Source organism: Microbacterium maritypicum (genome assembly GCF_008868125.1).
GTDB classification, from domain to species: domain Bacteria; phylum Actinomycetota; class Actinomycetes; order Actinomycetales; family Microbacteriaceae; genus Microbacterium; species Microbacterium maritypicum.
This window is the reverse complement of record NZ_WAAQ01000002.1, coordinates 114398-132657: the sequence shown is the minus strand read 5'-3', so window position 1 is coordinate 132657 and position 18260 is coordinate 114398. Positions and strand designations below refer to the sequence as shown.

At 68.3% G+C, this 18260-nt stretch carries 21 protein-coding genes; 11 read left to right on the top strand and 10 right to left on the bottom strand.

Annotated elements, in window-relative coordinates; genetic code table 11:
• Window positions 1–4: 4 nt before the first annotated feature.
• From F6W70_RS11395 to F6W70_RS11380, 4 genes are read left to right on the top strand one after another with little or no spacing between them, the layout of a single operon-like run.
• Window positions 5–790: a HesA/MoeB/ThiF family protein gene (locus F6W70_RS11395; RefSeq protein ID WP_055869299.1), complete on the top strand. Its 786-nt coding sequence runs from the start codon at window positions 5–7 to the stop codon at window positions 788–790.
• Window positions 787–2022: a molybdopterin molybdotransferase MoeA gene (locus tag F6W70_RS11390; RefSeq protein ID WP_151486780.1), complete on the top strand. Its 1236-nt coding sequence runs from the start codon at window positions 787–789 to the stop codon at window positions 2020–2022. The genes F6W70_RS11395 and F6W70_RS11390 overlap by 4 nt, the downstream gene beginning before the upstream one ends.
• A complete protein-coding gene (gene moaC / locus F6W70_RS11385) occupies window positions 2019–2513 on the top strand; it encodes a cyclic pyranopterin monophosphate synthase MoaC (protein WP_031206403.1) in 495 nt (164 codons plus the stop codon). The genes F6W70_RS11390 and moaC overlap by 4 nt, the downstream gene beginning before the upstream one ends.
• A complete protein-coding gene (locus F6W70_RS11380; protein ID WP_055869296.1) occupies window positions 2510–2743 on the top strand; it encodes a MoaD/ThiS family protein in 234 nt (77 codons plus the stop codon). Before moaC ends, F6W70_RS11380 begins: the two co-directional genes overlap by 4 nt.
• A 117-nt stretch (window positions 2744–2860) precedes the next feature.
• Here F6W70_RS11380 and F6W70_RS11375 read toward each other — a convergent pair whose 3' ends face one another.
• The 6 genes from F6W70_RS11375 to F6W70_RS11350 all read right to left on the bottom strand — a co-directional run bounded on the left by F6W70_RS11375 (window position 2861) and on the right by F6W70_RS11350 (window position 7727).
• A complete protein-coding gene (locus F6W70_RS11375; protein WP_017831259.1) occupies window positions 2861–3295 on the bottom strand; it encodes a molybdenum cofactor biosynthesis protein MoaE in 435 nt (144 codons plus the stop codon).
• Window positions 3292–3780 carry a MogA/MoaB family molybdenum cofactor biosynthesis protein gene (locus F6W70_RS11370; RefSeq protein WP_055876411.1) on the bottom strand — a complete coding sequence of 163 codons (489 nt, stop codon included), beginning with the start codon at window positions 3778–3780 and terminating at the stop codon, window positions 3292–3294. The genes F6W70_RS11375 and F6W70_RS11370 overlap by 4 nt, the downstream gene beginning before the upstream one ends.
• A 41-nt stretch (window positions 3781–3821) precedes the next feature.
• Entirely contained in the window at window positions 3822–5447 is a 1626-nt protein-coding gene (locus F6W70_RS11365) for a molybdopterin-dependent oxidoreductase (RefSeq protein WP_151486779.1), read from the bottom strand.
• A gap of 96 nt (window positions 5448–5543) precedes the next feature.
• Window positions 5544–5831: a hypothetical protein gene (locus F6W70_RS11360; protein ID WP_055869294.1), complete on the bottom strand. Its 288-nt coding sequence runs from the start codon at window positions 5829–5831 to the stop codon at window positions 5544–5546.
• A 62-nt stretch (window positions 5832–5893) separates the two neighbouring features.
• Complete coding sequence (locus F6W70_RS11355; RefSeq protein WP_055869293.1) at window positions 5894–6628, bottom strand: GTP pyrophosphokinase; 735 nt, start codon at window positions 6626–6628, stop codon at window positions 5894–5896.
• A gap of 10 nt (window positions 6629–6638) precedes the next feature.
• Complete coding sequence (locus F6W70_RS11350) at window positions 6639–7727, bottom strand: VanZ family protein (protein WP_170287904.1); 1089 nt, start codon at window positions 7725–7727, stop codon at window positions 6639–6641.
• A gap of 83 nt (window positions 7728–7810) precedes the next feature.
• Between F6W70_RS11350 and F6W70_RS11345 the strand changes: the two genes are divergently transcribed.
• Window positions 7811–9931, top strand: coding sequence for an APC family permease (locus F6W70_RS11345; protein ID WP_318278876.1), 2121 nt, complete (start codon window positions 7811–7813; stop codon window positions 9929–9931).
• An 81-nt stretch (window positions 9932–10012) separates the two neighbouring features.
• Window positions 10013–10141: a hypothetical protein gene (locus F6W70_RS17980; protein WP_318278875.1), complete on the top strand. Its 129-nt coding sequence runs from the start codon at window positions 10013–10015 to the stop codon at window positions 10139–10141.
• Between the two features lie 9 nt (window positions 10142–10150).
• Here F6W70_RS17980 and F6W70_RS11340 read toward each other — a convergent pair whose 3' ends face one another.
• On the bottom strand, window positions 10151–10855 hold the full coding sequence (locus F6W70_RS11340) for a DUF1361 domain-containing protein (protein ID WP_151486777.1): 705 nt from the start codon (window positions 10853–10855) through the stop codon (window positions 10151–10153).
• Window positions 10856–10944: 89 nt separating this feature from the next.
• On the opposite strand from F6W70_RS11340, the gene F6W70_RS11335 reads away from it, so the two are divergent.
• Complete coding sequence (locus F6W70_RS11335) at window positions 10945–11592, top strand: DsbA family oxidoreductase (RefSeq protein ID WP_151486776.1); 648 nt, start codon at window positions 10945–10947, stop codon at window positions 11590–11592.
• A 161-nt stretch (window positions 11593–11753) separates the two neighbouring features.
• Entirely contained in the window at window positions 11754–12629 is an 876-nt protein-coding gene (locus tag F6W70_RS11330; protein ID WP_055876392.1) for an NmrA family NAD(P)-binding protein, read from the top strand.
• Between the two features lie 78 nt (window positions 12630–12707).
• Here the strand turns inward: F6W70_RS11330 and F6W70_RS11325 are convergent, their stop codons facing one another.
• Both F6W70_RS11325 and F6W70_RS11320 read right to left on the bottom strand, forming a co-directional pair.
• On the bottom strand, window positions 12708–13733 hold the full coding sequence (locus F6W70_RS11325; RefSeq protein WP_151486775.1) for an NADP-dependent oxidoreductase: 1026 nt from the start codon (window positions 13731–13733) through the stop codon (window positions 12708–12710).
• Between the two features lie 74 nt (window positions 13734–13807).
• Window positions 13808–14209 (bottom strand): nuclear transport factor 2 family protein, encoded by a 402-nt coding sequence (locus F6W70_RS11320; RefSeq protein WP_151486774.1) that lies wholly within the window; start codon window positions 14207–14209, stop codon window positions 13808–13810.
• Between the two features lie 380 nt (window positions 14210–14589).
• Here F6W70_RS11320 and F6W70_RS11315 point away from each other — a divergent pair, with 380 nt between their 5' ends.
• Window positions 14590–15093 carry a MarR family winged helix-turn-helix transcriptional regulator gene (locus tag F6W70_RS11315; protein WP_164743624.1) on the top strand — a complete coding sequence of 168 codons (504 nt, stop codon included), beginning with the start codon at window positions 14590–14592 and terminating at the stop codon, window positions 15091–15093.
• Window positions 15094–15121: 28 nt separating this feature from the next.
• Here F6W70_RS11315 and F6W70_RS11310 read toward each other — a convergent pair whose 3' ends face one another.
• Entirely contained in the window at window positions 15122–16285 is a 1164-nt protein-coding gene (locus F6W70_RS11310; RefSeq protein WP_151486772.1) for an SLC13 family permease, read from the bottom strand.
• A gap of 206 nt (window positions 16286–16491) precedes the next feature.
• On the opposite strand from F6W70_RS11310, the gene F6W70_RS11305 reads away from it, so the two are divergent.
• Both F6W70_RS11305 and kdpA read left to right on the top strand, forming a co-directional pair.
• On the top strand, window positions 16492–16581 hold the full coding sequence (locus F6W70_RS11305) for a potassium-transporting ATPase subunit F (protein WP_017201862.1): 90 nt from the start codon (window positions 16492–16494) through the stop codon (window positions 16579–16581).
• Window positions 16581–18260, top strand: coding sequence for a potassium-transporting ATPase subunit KdpA (gene kdpA, locus F6W70_RS11300; RefSeq protein WP_151486771.1), 1680 nt, complete (start codon window positions 16581–16583; stop codon window positions 18258–18260). The genes F6W70_RS11305 and kdpA overlap by 1 nt, the downstream gene beginning before the upstream one ends.

The following is an 18260-nucleotide window of genomic DNA, read 5'->3' as shown; positions in this document are numbered from 1 at the left end:
ACCCATGCAGCCCCTCGTCGCCCCGGTCGCCGCGCTGGACCCCGAAGAACTCGTCCGCACGGCCCGGCACGCGGTGCTCTCCGGCATCGGCGAAGAAGGTCAGCGCCGCCTCAACGCCGCGCATGTCACGATCATCGGCGCGGGAGGGCTCGGCTCCCCCGTCCTGCTCGCCCTGGCCGCCGCGGGAATCGGCACCATCACGGTGATCGACGACGACATCGTGGAGCTCACCAACCTGCAGCGCCAGCTGGCGCACCGGGTGGAGGACATCGGAGCGTTGAAGACCGCATCCGCCGCGCGCGCCATCACCGCCCTCGCTCCGCAGACCGTGGTGACCCAGGTGCCCGAACGCCTCGACGCCGTCAACGCCGAACGCCTGCTCGCCGGCGCCGATGTGGTGGTCGACACGAGCGATTCGTTCGCGACCCGCCGCGATGTGGCTGCGGCGGCCGAAGCGCTCGGACTCCCCCTCGTGTGGGGTGCCGTGCAGGAGTGGCATGCGCAGGCCACGGTGTTCTGGTCGGACCCGCCGGAGGGGGAGCCGGTGGTGCTCGCCGACCTCTTCCCTCTGGGCACCGAGGGTGAGCCGCCCAGCTGCGCTCAGGTCGGTGTTCTCGGAGCCCTGTGTGTGCAGGTCGGCGGGCTGCTGGCGGGCGAGGTGATCAAGCTCCTGAGCGGTGCCGGCGAACCGCTGCTCGGTCGGCTCGCGATGATCGATGCGCTCACCTCCCGCCAGCACGAGATACCGATCCGTCCGGCGTCCGCGGCGACGAGGGCGGTGCGCGCATGACCGGCCGCCGCACGGTCGAGGAGCAGCTCGCCCGTGTGCTCGATGCCGTCCGCCTGATCGAGAGCGAGGCGCGTCCGGTGGCTGATGCCGCAGGGCGCACCCTCGCCGCTCCCGCAGCCGCCGCCCACGACATCCCCCTGTTCGACAACTCCGCGATGGACGGCTTCGCCGTGCGCGGCGGCGATGTCGCTGAGGCCTCCGAGGAGAACCCGGTCACTCTGCGCGTGGTCGCCGACCTCCCCGCGGGCGTCGACCTCGACCCCCCGCTCGGCGTGGGCGAAGCCGCCCGCATCATGACCGGGTCCCCCACCCCCACCGACGCCGACGTGATCGTGCCGTTCGAGGACACGGCCGGTGGCCTCGCCGACTCGCTCGACGAGGTGAGGGTATTGCGCGCTCCGGCGAAGCCCGGGGTGTTCGTGCGCCGACGCGGGGCCGACCTGCACGCAGGCGACGAGGTCGTGCACGCCGGCGAGCGCCTGGGTCCTTTCCAGCTGGCCGCCGCGGTCGCCGCCGGGGTCGCCGAGGTCTCGGTGACGCGAGCTCCGCGCGTGGCGGTGGTGTCGACCGGGAGCGAACTGCTCGCACCGGGGGAATCCCCCACCCGCGGGCGCATCCCCGACTCCAACGGCCCCCTGCTCGAACAGCTGGTCTCCGAGGCCGATGCCGAGGTGGTGCTGGTCGCGCGCGTTCCGGACGAGGCGGGCGCCGTCAGGGCGGTGACCGCCGAAGCCCTCGCCCTCGGCGCCGATGTGATCGTGTTCACCGGCGGGGTGAGCGCGGGGGCCTACGAGCCCGTGCGCGGGGCCTTCGACGGCGGCGGACAGGTCGAGTTCAGCGCGGTCGCCATGCAGCCCGGCAAGCCGCAGGCCTTCGGAGTGCTCGATGACGGGTGCCTGGTGTTCGGCCTGCCGGGGAACCCCGTGAGCGTGGCGGTGTCGTTCGAGGTTTTCGTGCGCCCCGCCCTGCTCGCGATGCAGGGGCGTGCCCTGATCCACCGCCCTCGTGCGCCGTTCACCGCCGACGCATCGTGGACGCCGCCCCCGGGACGTCGCCAGTACCTGCCGGCCGTGGTCGACCTCGCCGCGCGCACGGTGCGTCCTGCGACCGCCGGCGGATCGGGATCCCATCTCGCCGGCGGACTCGCACGTGCGCACGCGTTCGCGATCGTGCCGGCAGAGGTCGAGACCGTCGCCGTGGGCGATGTGATCGATGTCATGCTGGTCGGATGAGCTTTCCCCACCTTGACGCCGGCGGCCGCGCGCACATGGTCGATGTGACCGCGAAGCAGCCGACCGTCCGCACCGCGACCGCCCGCGGTTTCGTGCGCTGCAGCACCGACGTGATCGCCGCCCTCCGCGACGGCACCGTGCCGAAGGGCGACGTGCTCGCCGTGGCGCGCATCGCCGGCATCCAGGCGGCCAAGTCCACGCCTTCGCTGCTGCCGCTCGCGCACGTGATCGGGGTGCACCGTGCGAGCGTCGAGCTCGACATCGTCGACGACGGCGTTCGCATCGAGGCGACGGTGGGCACCGCCGATCGCACCGGGGTGGAGATGGAGGCTCTCACCGCCGTCTCGGTCACCGCTCTGGCGGTCGTCGACATGATCAAGGGCGTCGACCGCGCGGTCGTGATCGAAGACGTGCGCATCGTGGCGAAGTCGGGTGGGCGCTCGGGCGACTGGGTGCGCCCCGGAGAAGCCGCCCCCGGAGATGCCCGATGACGCGGGTGCGCTACTTCGCCGCCGCCGCAGAGGCCGCGGGGACGGGCGAGGAGGAGCGCGGCGAACGTTCCCTCCTGGCTCTGCGGACCGCCGTCGTGGCTGAGCATCCTGCTCTCGCCGACATCCTGCCGCGCTGCGCGGTGCTCGTCGACGGGGTGCGCACCGACGGCGACATCGCCCTCGACGACGCCGAGCTCATCGACGTGCTCCCGCCCTTCGCGGGCGGCTGACCGCGCGCCACGTGCATGACCGCCGGCCACCTGCATGATCGCCGGCCGGCGTTTCCTCCTGCATACGGCAAAACCTCATGCAGGTGACGCGTCGAGAACGGCGATGATGCGAGGGGCTCAGCCGCCGATGCCCTTCCACGACGACGTCCCGTCGACCTCGAGCTGACGCTTCCACACCGGCAGGTCTGCCTTGATCGCCTCGATGACGGCCCGGCACACCTCGAACGCCTCGGCGCGGTGCTCGGAGGCGACCGCGATCACGACGGCCGCATCGCCGACGTCGAGGCGTCCGATGCGATGGCTCACCGCCACCACGGCGGGGGCCTCCGCTCCGGCACCGGCCTCCTGGGCGATCCTTCGCAGTGCCGCCTCCGCATCGGGGTGCGCGCTGTACTCCAGTCCGACTACGGGCGTCTCGGCGTCCGGGTCGTTGTCGCGCACGCGACCGACGAAGGTCGTCACCGCTCCCAGCCGGGGATCTTCGACCGCCGCCAGGTGTGCATCCAGATCGAGTCGCGCTTCCGATACCGCTGCGATTCGCACGTCGTTCATGAGTGGTCTCCGCCCTCCACTTGATCCAGGATGTGCGCGGCGACGCCGAGCACCACGGGTACGCCGGAGGCGACAGCGCGGGTCGAGCCGGGCAGGTTCACCACGAGCATGCCCGCCGGGTCGACGATGCCGGCGAGCCCGCGCGACAGCACGGACAGCGGGGTGTCGGCGAGGCCGCGACGACGCAGCTCCTCGGCGATGCCGGGAAGCTCGCGGGTGATCACACGCCGTGTCCCCTCGGGTGTCAGATCACGAGGGCCGATGCCCGTCCCACCGGTGGTCACGACCAGGCGGATGCCACGTGCGGCGGCTCGGCGCAGGGCGTCCGCCACCGACCCCGCACCGTCGGCGATGACCTCGGCGTCGGGGCAGTGCCACCCTGCCTCACGCAGCAGCCCCACGGCGATCGGGCCTCCCCGATCCTCGCGTTCTCCGGAGAACGAGCGGTCCGAGACGGTGATCACGAGTGCGGGGAACGGGCCCATGGCTCCCACCATAGGCCCGAGCGGGTGACCGCGCACGGGTCTCAGTTGACCCGGATGAGCGAACGCTGCCAGCCCGACGATCCGTTCGGCGCGATGGGTGCCCGCTCCTGGATCTGCAGGTCGCCGTTCTTGTTCACCGCGCGCACCGCGACATAGTGCGTGCCCGGTGTGGCATCCCACTCCATGAACCACTGCACCCAGGTGTCGTCGTTGATCGGCGCCGACAGGGTGGCCTGAACCCAGTCGCCGTCGTCGATGCTCACCTCCACGCGCTCGATGCCGACCGACTGCGCCCAGGCGACTCCGGCGATCGGGATCTTCCCCGCCGCCACCGCCTCGCCGATCTTGGGGGTGTCGACGCGAGAGGCGAACTTGATCGGCGCCTCGGCGCTGTAGCCACGCGGCGTCCAGTACGCCTCGTCCTGGGCGAACGTCGTCACCTTGAGCTCCGTGAGCCACTTGGTCGCCGACACGTACCCGTAGAGTCCGGGAACCACCATCCGTACAGGGAAGCCGTGCTCGAGCGGCAGCGGTTCGCCGTTCATCCCGACGGCGAGAATCGCATCGAGGTTGTCATCGGTGAGTGCCGACAGCGGCGTGCTCGCGGTGTAGCCGTCGACGCTGCGCGAGAGCACCATGTCGGCGCCGGACTTCACACCCGCCTTCTTGAGCACGTCTCGCAACGGCACCCCGAGCCACTTCGCGTTCCCGACGAGCTCGCCGCCGACCTCGTTCGACACGCACGTGAGCGTGATGGCGTACTCGTCGAGGCCCATGTCGAGGATGTCCTGGAAGCTCATCTCCACACGCTGGTCGACCATGCCGTCGATCACCAGACGCCAGGTGTCCGGATCGATCGAGGGAACCGTGAGGGCCGTATCGACGCGGTAGAAGTCCTTGTTCGGGGTGAACAGCTTGCTGAGCCCGGGGATGTCGAGCTCGGCGCCGTCCGGCACCGTGACCGTCGTGCGGGGGGAGGGCAGCTTGAGCGCGCTCCTGATCGCCTCCACCGATGACACGGCCATGCTCACCGTGCGAGCCGTGATACCCACCACCAGCGCGGATGCTCCGGCGAGAGCGGCGAGGACGAAGAAGCGGCGCCTGTCGATCCCCGGCCGCGCAGGTTCCGCAGCGGCGAGGTCGGCACCGGTCTCAGCGGCGTCCGCGGACACCGTGTCGTCGTTCTCTTCCCCCGGCGTTGCGACCACGGATGCCCTCCACCCGCGCAGGCGCCGGCACAGGAGAACGAGGACGAACGACCCCACGACGGTTCCGAGCACCGGCGGCAGGAAGGCGAGCGGGGTCACCGCGGCGCGGGTCACGATCGCCGCGGTCGAGAGCACGCCCGCGATCACCAGAGCGATCACGCCGAGCGGCGGACGCACCAGCTGCAGGATGCCGGCGATCGCCGAGGCGATGAACACCGCGAGACCGAGGCCGGCAAGCAGCGCGATCTTGTCGTATTCGCCGAAGGTGGCGATCGCGAACTCCTTGAAGGGCTGCGGCACGATGTCGATCACGAACCCGCCGACCGCGAGGATCGGACTGGCCGCGCGCGCGAAGAGCAGCGCGAACAGCTCGGCCGTCGCGAGGAAGACGCCACCGCCGATCACGCCCGCGAGGGCGGCCCAGACGAGGAATCTCTTGCCACTGCGGCGCTGCACCATGATCGTCTCCTGTTCCACCGGGTCCGGTGTGATCCCCCGTTGTTCGGAGCCGAGGCGCGATCGGATGTGAGGATCGACGGAAGACGCTCCCGCAGGTCAGAGACGCCGCACGGTGATGGCCTCGCGTCCCTGGAACTGCCGCAGCGTGCGCATGCAACGGGAGCACAGGATCTCGACCCGACGCGGGTGGCCCTCGCCGCACACGCAGTCGACCGTGACGCGCCACTTCGCCTTGCGCCCGCACGGCTGGTAGCCGTCGTCGTCGCCGTGGTCGCACTCGCACCGCTGCCGTTCGCGGTCGACTCCCGCGAGTTCGTCGATCTTCGCGACTTCGTCGACGTCGGTGTCGGCCTCGACGGCCTCGGCTTCCTGCGTTCTCCCCACCAGCCGATGCTCCCAGGACCGCGGCTGCGCGCGCAACACGCTCTCGCGCGGGCGCGCCCCGGTCAGACCCCGACCACCCGTGGATCGGTGGGAGCGTCCGGGATCGCCGGCGGTGCGGGAGGAGGCGCCGGGGCGAGCTGGCGCTGCGGCACCCCGTGCGCCTCGCGGTGCAGGCGCTCCATGCGGCTGTCGAGTTCGGCGGCGGCATCCGCGGCATCCGAGAGGCTGTCGACGAGGTGCGAGGGCACCTGGTTCGAGAACTTGTAGTAGATCTTGTGCTCGAGGCTCGCCCAGAAGTCCATCGCTATCGTGCGGAACTGCACTTCCACCGGCACCGAGAGCGCACCGGTCGACAGGAACACGGGCACCTCGATGATCGCGTGCAGGCTCTTGTAGCCGTTGGCCTTGGGGTGGGCGATGTAGTCCTTGACCGTGCGCACGGTCACGTCGTCCTGCGCGGTGAGCAGGTCGAACAGTCGGTAGACGTCGGCGACGAAGCTGCAGGTCACGCGCACACCGGCGATGTCGGTGATCTCTGCGCGGATGCGGTCGAAGTCGGGCTCGTCGATGCCCTTGCGGGCGATCTTCTCGACGATGCTGTCGGGCGACTTCAGTCGACTCTTCACGTGCTCGATGGGGTTGTACGCGTGGTCGTGCGTGAACTCGTCGCGCAGGATCGAGATCTTCGTCTCGACCTCGCGCATCCCGAACTCGTACTCGCGCAGGAACCGCTGCAGCTCGTCGCGCAGCACGCGGGCCTGGTTGATCGTGTCCTCGGTGACGTGAACAGTCGTCATGCCCTCGACGTTACGGCTTCGTGATCGGAAACCGCTGTGGATCCCTGATGTCCGCGCGGGCGTCGACGAGATGCTGACCGGAGAGGACGCCGGGGAGCCCGCGCCCGAAGCGGGTGGTGAACAGCATCACGATCGCGACGAGGATCAGGAGCGACGAGGCGAGATCGAAGAATCCCCCCAGCAGTGCGAGCGCGCTGAGCCCGCCGATGCCGCCCGTCCACCGCAGGAGCCGGGGGAACGGCGCCGGCAGGGGTGAGCCCGTGTACCGCAGCTGCACGGCGATGTCACCGATCGAGCGCCCGCTGATCAGGATCAGCACCAGGAAAAGGGCCGAAGGGACGATGGTTCCCGCGGCGGACGCGAGGCCGCCGTCGAGCACCGCTGCGCGATCGTCGGCCACGAACTGCAGCCACAGCTGCACGGACACACTGACGCCCACGCTCAGGAACCCGAAGGCGAGGCCATCGCACAGCATCGCGAGGGCCCGGCGACCGCGGGTGACGGGACGCGGGAGGTCAGCGTCGGGGCTCGCCTTCGCGCCGCGCAGCGCCCTCGGGACGAGGAGGGCCACTGCGCACCCGACGACGGCGCCCAGCGTGTTCGTCATGAGGTCGCCCACGTCGAAGAAGCGGTACGCGCACGGGTAGACGCCCCACACACCGGTCAGCTGCGTGGTCTCGACCAGCAGCGACAGACCGAAGCCTGCGGCCAGCGCCGTCAGGATGCCGCGGCCGGCGAGCACGCGGACGAAGAAGCCGAGCGGTACGAACAGCACCACGTTGAACACCAGCTGCAGCAGGGCCGGGTGCCGCAGCGGGTTCCCCGGCGCCGCGAGGGCCTTCTGCACGTCGCGCACGACCGACATCGGATCGGTGATCGCCCCCACGCAGCGGATCGCGTCGGGGTCGGGCAGTGGAAGCAGGGTGTAGGTCCAGATGGCCCAGAAGTAGATGAGGGCCGCGAGCCAGAGCAGCGTGCGCCCGAAGCCGAGTCGCCCGCGCCGCCGGTAGCTGACCGCTACGAACGGCACGAACAGAAGGATGCCGAAAGCCACGCCCACCGCGATCGCGATGAATCCGAGCAACACTTGATCTTCCACCGCGTGCCAGTGTAGCCGCGCCCGTAAGGATTGCGTGAGGACCGCACATGCCACCGTAGGGATTCCGTGAGGATCGCGTGAGGATGCCATCAGGAGGCGTAGTGTCGCCCGACGTGCCAGACGAAATCAGGGAGGCCGCGGACGCACCGCCGCGCGCCAAGCGCATCCTCATCGGAGAACCGCTGACGAGTCAGCAGGTCGACGACCAGCTGCTCCCGAAGCGCATGGCTCTGCCGATCTTCGCATCCGATGCCCTCAGCTCGGTGGCCTACGCCCCGCAGGAGCTGGTGATGATCCTGCTGATCGGCGGGCTCACCTTCCTGTCGTTCACGCCACTCGTCGCGATCGCCGTCGTCGTGCTGCTTGTCGTGGTCGTGCTCAGCTACCGCCAGCTCATCAAGGCGTACCCGTCGGGCGGTGGCGACTACGAGGTCGCGTCGAAGAACCTCGGCGAGATCCCCGGCGTGATCGTGGCCGCGGCACTCCTGGTCGACTACGTGCTGACCGTGGCCGTGTCGGTCGCCTCCGGTGTCGACAACATCATCTCGGCCGTGCCGGGGCTCGACCCCTTCCGCATCGAGCTCGCCGTCGGCTTCGTGGTGCTCATCATCGTCGTGAATCTGCGCGGGGTGCGCGAGGCCTCCTTGGTCTTCGCGATCCCGACGTACGTGTTCATCGGCTCGGTCGGCATCATGATCGTGACCGGCCTGATCCGCACCTTCCTCGGCGACGCCCCCGTCGCCTCGAGCGCCGAGTTCTCGGTGCAGGCGGAGAGCCTCGGGCAGGCGGCCGTGATCCTGCTGATCCTGCGCGCGTTCTCGAGCGGATGCTCCGCCCTCACCGGCGTCGAGGCCGTGTCGAACGGGGTCCCCGCGTTCCGCGCCCCGAAGGTGCGCAACGCCCAGTCGACCCTCGTGCTGATGGGCTCGATCGCCATCTGCCTCTTCGCAGGGCTCACCGCCCTCGCCCTCATCACCGGCGTGCACTACGCCGAGAACCCCTGCGACCTGGTCGGGTTCGACTGCACGAATCCGCAGCCCTCACTGATGGCCCAGATCGCCGCAGCGACCTTCGGCGGCGGCAGCATCGCGTTCTTCATCGTGCAGGCGGCGACCGCGTGCGTGCTCCTGCTCGCCGCGAACACCGCGTTCAACGGCTTCCCGCTGCTGGGCGCCGTGCTCGCCCGCGACGGCTACGCTCCGAAGTCGCTCAACACCCGCGGCGACCGCCTCGTGTTCTCGAACGGCATGATCCTGCTGGGCATCGCGGCGATCGCGGTGCTCGTGATCTTCCAGGCGAAGCTGACCACGCTGATCCAGCTGTACATCATCGGTGTGTTCGTCTCGTTCTCGCTCGGACAGATCGGCATGGTGCGGCACTGGCGACGCGTGCTGCGCGGACCGGTCGAGGACACGAAGGACTCGGGGGTCGACGGCGCCTCAGCATCGGATCGCCGCTCGGCGAAGGTCGGCCTGATCATCAACTCGGCCGGCGCTGTGATGACCGTGCTCGTGCTGGTCATCGTGACGATCACCAAGTTCACGCACGGCGCGTATCTGGTGTTCTTCGCGATCCCGATCCTCGCCTTCCTGATGTTGGGCGTGAAGCGGTACTACCGCGACGTCGAGCACGAGATCGCGATCGACGACACCACCCGGTTCGGTGCGACGGGCGACCTCGCCATCGTTCTCGTCAACCGCCTGCAGAAGCCGGTCGTGAAGGCCATCGACTACGCGATCGCGGCCAAGCACGGCAAGACCCTGGCGGTGCACGTGGCGGTGGCCTCCGACGATGCGGCACAGCTGCAGAAGGACTGGGCCGACCACCTCGTGCCGATCCCGCTCGTGATCGTCGAATCCCCGTACCGCTCGTTCGCGCAACCGGTCACCCAGTTCATCAAGCAGTACCGTGAGAAGCACGGCTCGTCCGTCGTCACCGTGTACCTGCCGCAGTACATCGTGGGCCACTGGTGGGAGTCGTTCCTGCACAACCGTCGCGCCCGCCGTCTCGCCAACCAGCTGATGCTCGTGCATGGGGTGTCGATCACCCTCGTGCCGTGGCTGCTCGACTCTTCGGAGCTCATCTACGGCCGTCGCTCACGCCCGCTGCCCGGGCAGGAGCGCGCCGGTCGCCCTGTGGTCGTGAACGGCCGACGCGCGCATCGTCCTGCCGGTCCGCCGCAGGACGGCGCCCCCGAGGCCTGAGTCCGCGTCGTCCCCCGCCCCTTCCGGATCTCGCGTTCGAATCTCCGTGAACCCGATGGTCGTTATCGCGCAATACAGAGTGTGAGCATCCACGACGAATCGATCTTCCGCCCCGCCCCCGACCCGGCGTCCGTCTCGCTGCCGCCGACCGTCCAGGTCGATCTCACCTGGCTGTGGACCGACCTCGGAGCGAAGCCCGACCGGCATTGAGCGAGGCGGTCATCGCTGGATCTCGAGGGTGAGGAAGTTCTCGACGATGGGCCCTGCGACCACGATGTAGATCAACGCGAGGAAGATCGCGTATGTCGCGGTGAAGCCGATCGCTGCGCCTCGCGTCGTGCGGGTGAGGAAGTGCTCCCCGATGCGTCTCAGCAGTGCACCCGGGTGCCGGATGTCCCAACTGTTCACGCGGATGTAGCGCCCCAGGTACATGCCGAACGCGATCGCCACCAGGACGCCCCCGACGGCGACGAGCGATGGCCATCTCATGAAGGCACCGGCCTGATCTCCGAAGAGCTGCAGGGCGAAGATCATGTGCGCGAGGAACACGTTGACCACGGTGTTGATGACCCCCGACATCGCGAGCGAGATGACGAGAATGATGTCATACCACAGCGGCACGGGGTCGTCGGCCTTGCGATGAGACTGGTTGAGCTCTGTGATCAGGTAGCTGGCGTTGGGCAGCATGAGCAGCCACGCCACACCTCCCACGACCAGTGCTGCCCCGGTGAGCGGTGGAGCCACCACGATAAGCGCGACAGAGACCGCCATCACCACCGCGAGGATCAGCACGGGGACGATCGACAAGAAGATGTTCCAGAGCATCGGCCGGTACAGCCGGGTGCCGTAGACCCGCGCCCTGAGCAGCACGAGCACCGTCGCGTAGATGTTCAACCCCAGAGAACCCACGAAGAGAATGACCATTCGACGGAGCGTACCCAAAAAAGCCCTTATCGTCCGAGTTCGGATAGTATGAATCCATACAATCCGCGGATGAAGAGAGCGATGGTGTGATGAAGGTCGAGATGTGGGCAGATGTCGTCTGCTCGTGGTGCGGTATCGCCAACGAGCGGATCAACGCGGCGATCGAGCAGTTCGAGCACGGTCGCGATACCGAGCTCCAGCACCGGTCGTTCCGGCTTCTCCCCGAGCTGCCCGAGGGCACCGGGTGGGAGTTCACCGAGTACATGTCGACGCAACGAGGCGCGACGGAACAAGAGGCGACGGAGATGGCCCGCCGCATCGAGGACATCGCCCACGCCGACGGCATCAAGGCCTACCACGTGGCCGGCAACACCATCGGCAACACGACGCTCGCGCATGAGTTCCTGGCATGGGCGACGTCGAAGGGAAAGCACCGAGAGGCATGGGACCTCGTCTTGCGCGAGAAGTTCGGCAGCAGGGTGGAGATCTGGACGAGCGAGGAGCTCGCGACATTCGCTGAACCCCTGGGTCTCGATGCGCAGGAAGCCCGGGCGGCGCTGGATGAGCGTCGGTTCCGCAGCAGCGTCGAAGCCGATCATGCGGAACTGACCGCGCTCGGCTCCGGGGGCGTTCCGTTCGTGGTGATCGACCGCACCTACGCACTCTCCGGCGCGAAACCCGTGAGCACGATCGTCGCGGCCCTCGAACAGGCATGGAACGAAAGGGCATCCGCATGAGCGCATCGCAGAGACCACTCCTGCGGCCTTTCGACGGTGAAGACCAATCCGGCGGCGAGGAGATGTGCACCCCGCAGGGTTGTGTGCTTCCCGTGGTCGGAACCGGGTCGCACACCTCAGAGCCGCGCCTCACCGAGTCCGCCGCCCGAGAGGAGGCCTAGATGCTGATGGTCACAGGTGCCACCGGCCAGCTCGGGCGGGGCGTCGTCTCACACCTGCGCCGATCGAACCTCGAGGGGAACTTCACGATCCTGGCGCGCGATGCCGCGAAGGCTGCACGGTTCGTCGACGTGCCCGTTCGGCTGGCCGACTTCGACGACCCCGCCTCGCTCCCTCCCGCCTTCGCTGGCGTCAGCACTCTCCTGCTCATCTCGACGATGTCGATGAATCGAGCGCACCAGCAACGCCAGGTGGTCGATGCGGCCGTCGCGGCAGGCGTCGAGCACATCGTCTACACCGGCCTCGCCATCCGCGACATCGCGTCTTCCGGAGTGCGGGACATCATGAGCAGTCACTTCGAGACCGAAGATCACATCACGGCGAGCGGGGTGGGGTACACCTTCCTGCGCAACACCATGTATGCCGAGGCGATCCGGGATATCGTCAGCCCGGCTCTGCGAGACGGTTCGTTCTCGTTGCCCGGCGGGGCGGGACGCGTGCCGTACGTGCTGCGTGCCGAGCTGGCTGAGGCGGCCGCGAACGTCCTCATCGACGGCGGCCACGAGAACAGGACCTACACTCTCACCGCCGACCGCTCCTGGTCGTACGCCGAGGTGGCATCGGCCCTCTCAGAACTCGTGAGCAGCCCTGTCGAGTATCGCGACGTCTCCGCGGACGAGTTCACCTCGATGCTCGCGGGAACCGGCATGCCCGAGTTCGCGAGACACCTCACCGCAGGGACGGTGGCCGATATCAAGGACGGCCAGTACGAGGTCGTGTCATCGGACCTGACCGCACTGCTCGGGCGCCGCCCTCGCGGGCTCCCGGCGATGCTGTCCGAGTTGTACCAGGGTGCTCTCGCCGAGAGCGGCGTCTGAGAAGCGCGGGAGAAGCGCACCAGAAGGGCCGAGCCTCTGACGTGGTCAGCAGCTCGGCCCTTCTCCTGTGAGCAGGTGTCACACCCGAACGACCATCTTCCCGGTGTTCTCTCCGCGCATCATCGCCAGGAATGCATCGAACATCCCGTCGAAGCCCTCTCGAATCGTCTCGCGGTGCCGAAGCGTGCCCTCGGCGATCCACCCCGAGGCCTCCGTCAGGAAGCGCTCGCGCAGATCCATCTCCTCCGACACCATGAACGCGAGAATCCGCGAACGCGTGATGGAGAGGTGCCAGAGGTTTCGAGGCCCGACCACGGCTTCGTCGTTGTACTGCGAGAGCATGCCGGCGAGCACGAAACGCGCATGCACGCGCAACGCCCCGATCCCGGCTTCCATCGCCTCGCCTCCGACGTTGTCGAACACGACATCCACCCCGTCGGGCGCCAGCTCGGCGAGCTGATCCGCGATCGGCGCGGTCTTGTAGTTGAAGGCGGCGTCGAAACCGAAGACCTCGACGAGCTCTCGCACCTTCTCATCGCTGCCGGCGCTTCCGATCACGCGCTCTGCACCGCGGAGCTTCGCGATCTGGCCTGCGACGCTGCCCACCGCGCCGGCTGCTCCCGACACGTAGACGGTCTCGCCGCCCGAGATCTCGGCGAACCGTTCGATCCCCACGTAGGCGGTCAGCCCCGGAATTCCGAGAACCCCCAGGTATGCGGGCAGAGGCGCTGCGTCCGGGTCCACGGGGAATGCCGTGTCGGCATCGAGCACGGCATGCTCGCGCCATCCGAGAACATGGAAGACGTGGTCTCCCACGGCGAAGTCGTCCGATCGCGATGCGAGCACTCTGCCGATGGCAGGTCCGTCCATCGGCGCGCCCACGTCGAACGGAGGCATGTACGACTTCTTGTCGCTCATGCGTCCGCGCATGTAAGGGTCCACCGACAGGTATTCGTTCTCTACGAGGATCTGCCCGTCCTGGAGGTCGGGGAGCGCGAGGACCTGAAGGGCGACGTCGTCCGTCGTGGGTCGCCCCTCCGGGCGACTCACCAGGGACCACGCCCTGGTCGAGGTGGGCAGGGGTTCGGCAGCGTTGTTACTCATGGCTTCTTCCGTCACGGATGTCTGGATCATCATCAGAGGAGAGGTGGTGGACCGAAGCCCACCACCGAGATCATCTATTCCGTGATGACGTTGTAGTCGCTCTCCGGAGCGGAGGTCGCGTACTCCTCCATGCGGGCGATCAGACCGTCGCGGAAGGTGTAGACCTGCACCCACTTCTGGGTGAAGTCGCCCTCGGCGTTGCTCATCGTGAACTTCTCGCGGCCGAACACGGCGACGACATCGCCCTCCTGCACCATGCTGAGCACTTCGAACTGCTCGACGGACATGGTCGTGAAGTTGATCTCGAAGAACTTGGTGACCGCGGCCTTGCCCTCGAAACGCATCGACGGCAGCTTCTGGGTGCCGTGGTGGATCCAGACCGAGTCATCGGTGACGGTCGCTGCCGCGGCGTGCGCGTCCTGCGCACCGAAGGCTGCGAACATGCGATCCAGTACGGACTTCTCTGGGGTGCTCATGATGAATTCCTTCCTGGACGACGACTGTCGGATCCCGACCGCCGCCCATTAATTGAACGATACGAGATGATCTTATCTCGGATAATCTGCGGGGGCTCGGCCCGGGGAGGACGGGAAGTGGGCCTGGATTCAGGCGATGCCTCTCTCGTGCGCGCGCAACGGAGCGCGGAAGGGTCCGCGGAATGCACTCACCGTCGCGGCGCCCGAAGGGATCCGTGGTCACGTCGGCAGGACCCCTCCGGCCCCCACACCGGAGGAGCCCTGCCACGTCGGCAGGGTTTCTCCGGCCCCCACACGGGAGGAACCCTGCGGCCCGACGCAGGATGAAACTTTGCACGGACCAAGATCATCTTATAACAGATAATCCTGAGAGGTCTGATATGCCTGAGTACAATGAGGACGTGCTCCCCGACATCGATCTCTCCACACCCTCGATCGCGCCGTGCGCGACCATCGAGGGTCCGGAGGGCGCGGCGCTCGTCTGGATGTTGCGTCAGTCCGAACGCGCCCTGACGGCGACGTTCGATGAAGCCTGTCGCTCGGTCGGGCTTCGAGATGTGCGCGACACCCTCGTCCTCTCCGTCGCAGGAGACGGAGCAGGACACACCCAGACGGAGATCGCTCAGATCGTCGGTCTGGACAAGACCACCCTCGGCGGCATCATCGACCGCCTCGAGAACGACGGCCTCCTCGTGCGCACCGCGCACCCTTCGAACCGCAAGGTGCGCATCCCCACCACCACGCCGGCCGGAGCCGAGGTCCTGGCCGAGGCGAATCAGCTCGGACAGGAAGCGGTGGAGACTCTCATGTCGAGCTTCAGCGCCCCGGAGATCGCGGACCTCCGCTCCTTCCTCTGGCGCATCTCGTCCTCGCCGACCCCGTAACCAGGCCCGCTCGAACTCCGCCGCGTCGCTAGCCCGAGACCAGCATCAGCACGAGCACGGCGGCGAGCACGGTCGGCACCGCGGCCACCACGCCCCACAGCATGAAGCGGCTCCATCGGATCGTCACGCCCAGCGCCACGACCCGGTGGTGCCAGAGCAGGGTGGCCAGCGAGGCCCAGGGCGTGATGAGCGGGCCGAGGTTCACCCCGATCAGCAACGCCATCAGGGCGACGGGATCGCCTGCTGCGGGCTCGAGCACGAGATAAGCCGGAAGATTGTTGATCGCGTTGGCGCTCACGGCCCCGAGCGCGGCGAGCCGGAACAGGTCGCCGGCAGAATCGCCGTTCGCGGTCGGCGAGGTCAGGAAGTCGAGGAGCCCCTGCGCGTGCGCGGCCTCCACGAGCACGAACAGTGATGCGGCGAGCGCGAGCGCCTGCCACGGGACCAGCGAGAGCCGCAGGGCACGCCGCCTCCGTACCGCGAACAGGCCGATCAGCGCGAGGGCGGCGACCGTGGCCGGGATCCAGACGTCATGGGTGAGGGCGAGCAGTGGCATCAGCACGAGGAGGATGCCGGTGGCGCTCCAGAACAGCGTCGGATCGGCGGGTCTGCGCGGCACCGGCGTCTCGTACGCACCGAAGACGGTACGCCGATGCATGATCGTGAGGATCGCGACGGGAACGAGGATGCCGACCAGCGTGGGCGCCCAGCTGAGAGCGATGAACGCCCCCGGCCCGTCGCCGATCGCGGGGGCGGCGAGCAGGTTGGTGAGGTTCGACACCGGGAGTGCGAGGGATGCCGTGTTGGCGAGCCAGACGGTCGCCAACGCGAACGGGAGGGGTGAGACGCCGATGCTCTGCGCCAGGACGACCACGACCGGGGTGACGATCACCGCGGTCGTGTCGAGCGACAGGAACACCGTGCTCACCACGGCGAGCGCGACCACCAGCGCCCACAGAGCCAGCACCCGCCCCCGGCCCCAGCGGGCGAGCCGCTGCGAGACCACGTCGAAGACCGCCGCGTCGCGGGCGAGCTCGGCGACGATCGTGATGGCGACGACGAACCCCAGCACTGGGGCTATCCGTGCGCCGAGAGCCCCGGCATCGGCGCGCGGCAGGAGCCCGCTGACCACGCAGACGAGCGCGATGACGACCAGTCCGGCGACGACCCACGTCCCGGCCCCGATCCTCATCCTTCTGATTCCCACCCCGTGAGCATAGGGCTCGATCGTGAGCAACCCGCATGCATCCGCTCGGAGGGCGTAGGGGAAGCGTGAGGATCGCCGTGACGGGAGCCGTGCGGGAGTTGTATCGGATCCGTGCTCGACATCATCTACATCGCGCTGACTCTTGCGCTGTTCGCCCTCGTGTCCCTGGTGGCCAAGGGGGTGGAGCGGCTGTGATCGTCTTCGAGATCCTCGCCGCCGCCCTCGCGGTCGCCGCCGTCGTCTACCTCGTGGTCGCGCTCGTCGCGCCGGAGAGGTTCTGATGGACGCGTCGATCTGGTTCGGCATCCTGCAGCTCACGGCCGTCGTGGTCGTGCTCGTGCTCCTCTACCGCCCTCTCGGCGACTACATCGCCCATGTCTTCACCTCGGCGCGTGACCTGCGGGTCGAGCGCGGCGTGTACCGACTCATCGGCGTCGACTCCTCATCCGAGCAGACCTGGCGTGCCTACGCCCGCGGCGTGCTCGCGTTCTCGGTGGTCGGCGTCCTCCTCGTCTACGGCCTGCAGAGGCTGCAGGCGTTCCTACCGCAGTCCCTCGGACTCCCGGCGGTGCCGGAGGGCCTGTCGTTCAACACCGCCGCCTCGTTCGTGGCGAACACCAACTGGCAGTCCTACTCCCCCGAGCAGACCGTGGGCTACACCGTGCAGCTCGCAGGCCTCACGGTGCAGAACTTCGTCTCGGCAGCAGTCGGCCTCACGATCGCGATCGCGCTGATCCGCGGTCTCGCCCGTCGCGGTTCGACCACCATCGGCAACTTCTGGGTCGACCTGATCCGCGGCCTCGGGCGCATCCTGCTGCCGATCGCCCTGATCGGCGCGGTGGCGCTGCTCGCCGGCGGCGTGATCCAGAACTTCGCCGGCTTCACCGACATCACCACCGTCTCCGGTGGCACCCAGACCATCCCCGGCGGTCCGGTCGCCTCGCAGGAGGCGATCAAGCTCCTGGGCACGAACGGCGGCGGCTTCTTCAACGCCAACTCCGCGCATCCCTTCGAGAACCCGACCGGCTTCACGAACCTGCTGCAGGTGCTCCTGATCCTCGTGATCCCGTTCTCCCTGCCCCGCACCTTCGGGCGCATGGTCGGCGACCACCGCCAGGGCTACGCGATCGCCGCCGTGATGGGCACGATCTTCCTGGTGTCGACCTTCACGCTCTCGGCTCTCGAACTCGCCGGCCGCGGCACCGCACCCGAACTCGCCGGAGCGGCGATGGAGGGCAAGGAGGTGCGCTTCGGCATCCTGGGCTCGACGCTGTTCGGAAGCGCCAGCACCCTCACATCGACGGGTGCGGTCAACTCGATGCACGATTCGTACACAGCGCTCGGCGGGATGATGCCGATGCTGAACATGATGCTCGGCGAGGTCGCCCCCGGCGGCGTCGGCTCGGGCCTGTACGGCATGCTCGTGCTCGCGATCATCGCGGTGTTCGTCGGCGGACTGCTCGTCGGCCGCACCCCGGAGTACCTCGGCAAGCGGATCGGTCCGCGGGAGATCAAGCTCGCGAGCCTGTACATCCTGGTGACCCCGACACTCGTGCTGGTCGGCACCGCGCTGAGCTTCGCCGTTCCCGGCATCCGCGAAGACGTGGAGTCCACGAGCATCCTGAACCCGGGCGTGCACGGCATGAGCGAGGTGCTCTACGCGTTCACCTCGGCGTCGAACAACAACGGCTCCGCGTTCGCCGGACTCACCGCGAACACCCCGTGGTTCAACACCGCGCTCGGTATCGCGATGCTGCTCGGACGCTTCCTGCCGATCGTGCTCGTGCTGGCCCTGGCCGGCTCGTTCGCCGCACAGGAGCGCATCCCTGCCACATCCGGCACCCTGCCCACGCACCGACCGCAGTTCGTCGGCCTGCTCCTCGCCGTGACCATCATCGTCACCGCGCTCACCTACTTCCCCGTGCTCGCACTGGGACCCCTCGCTGAAGGACTCGTCTGA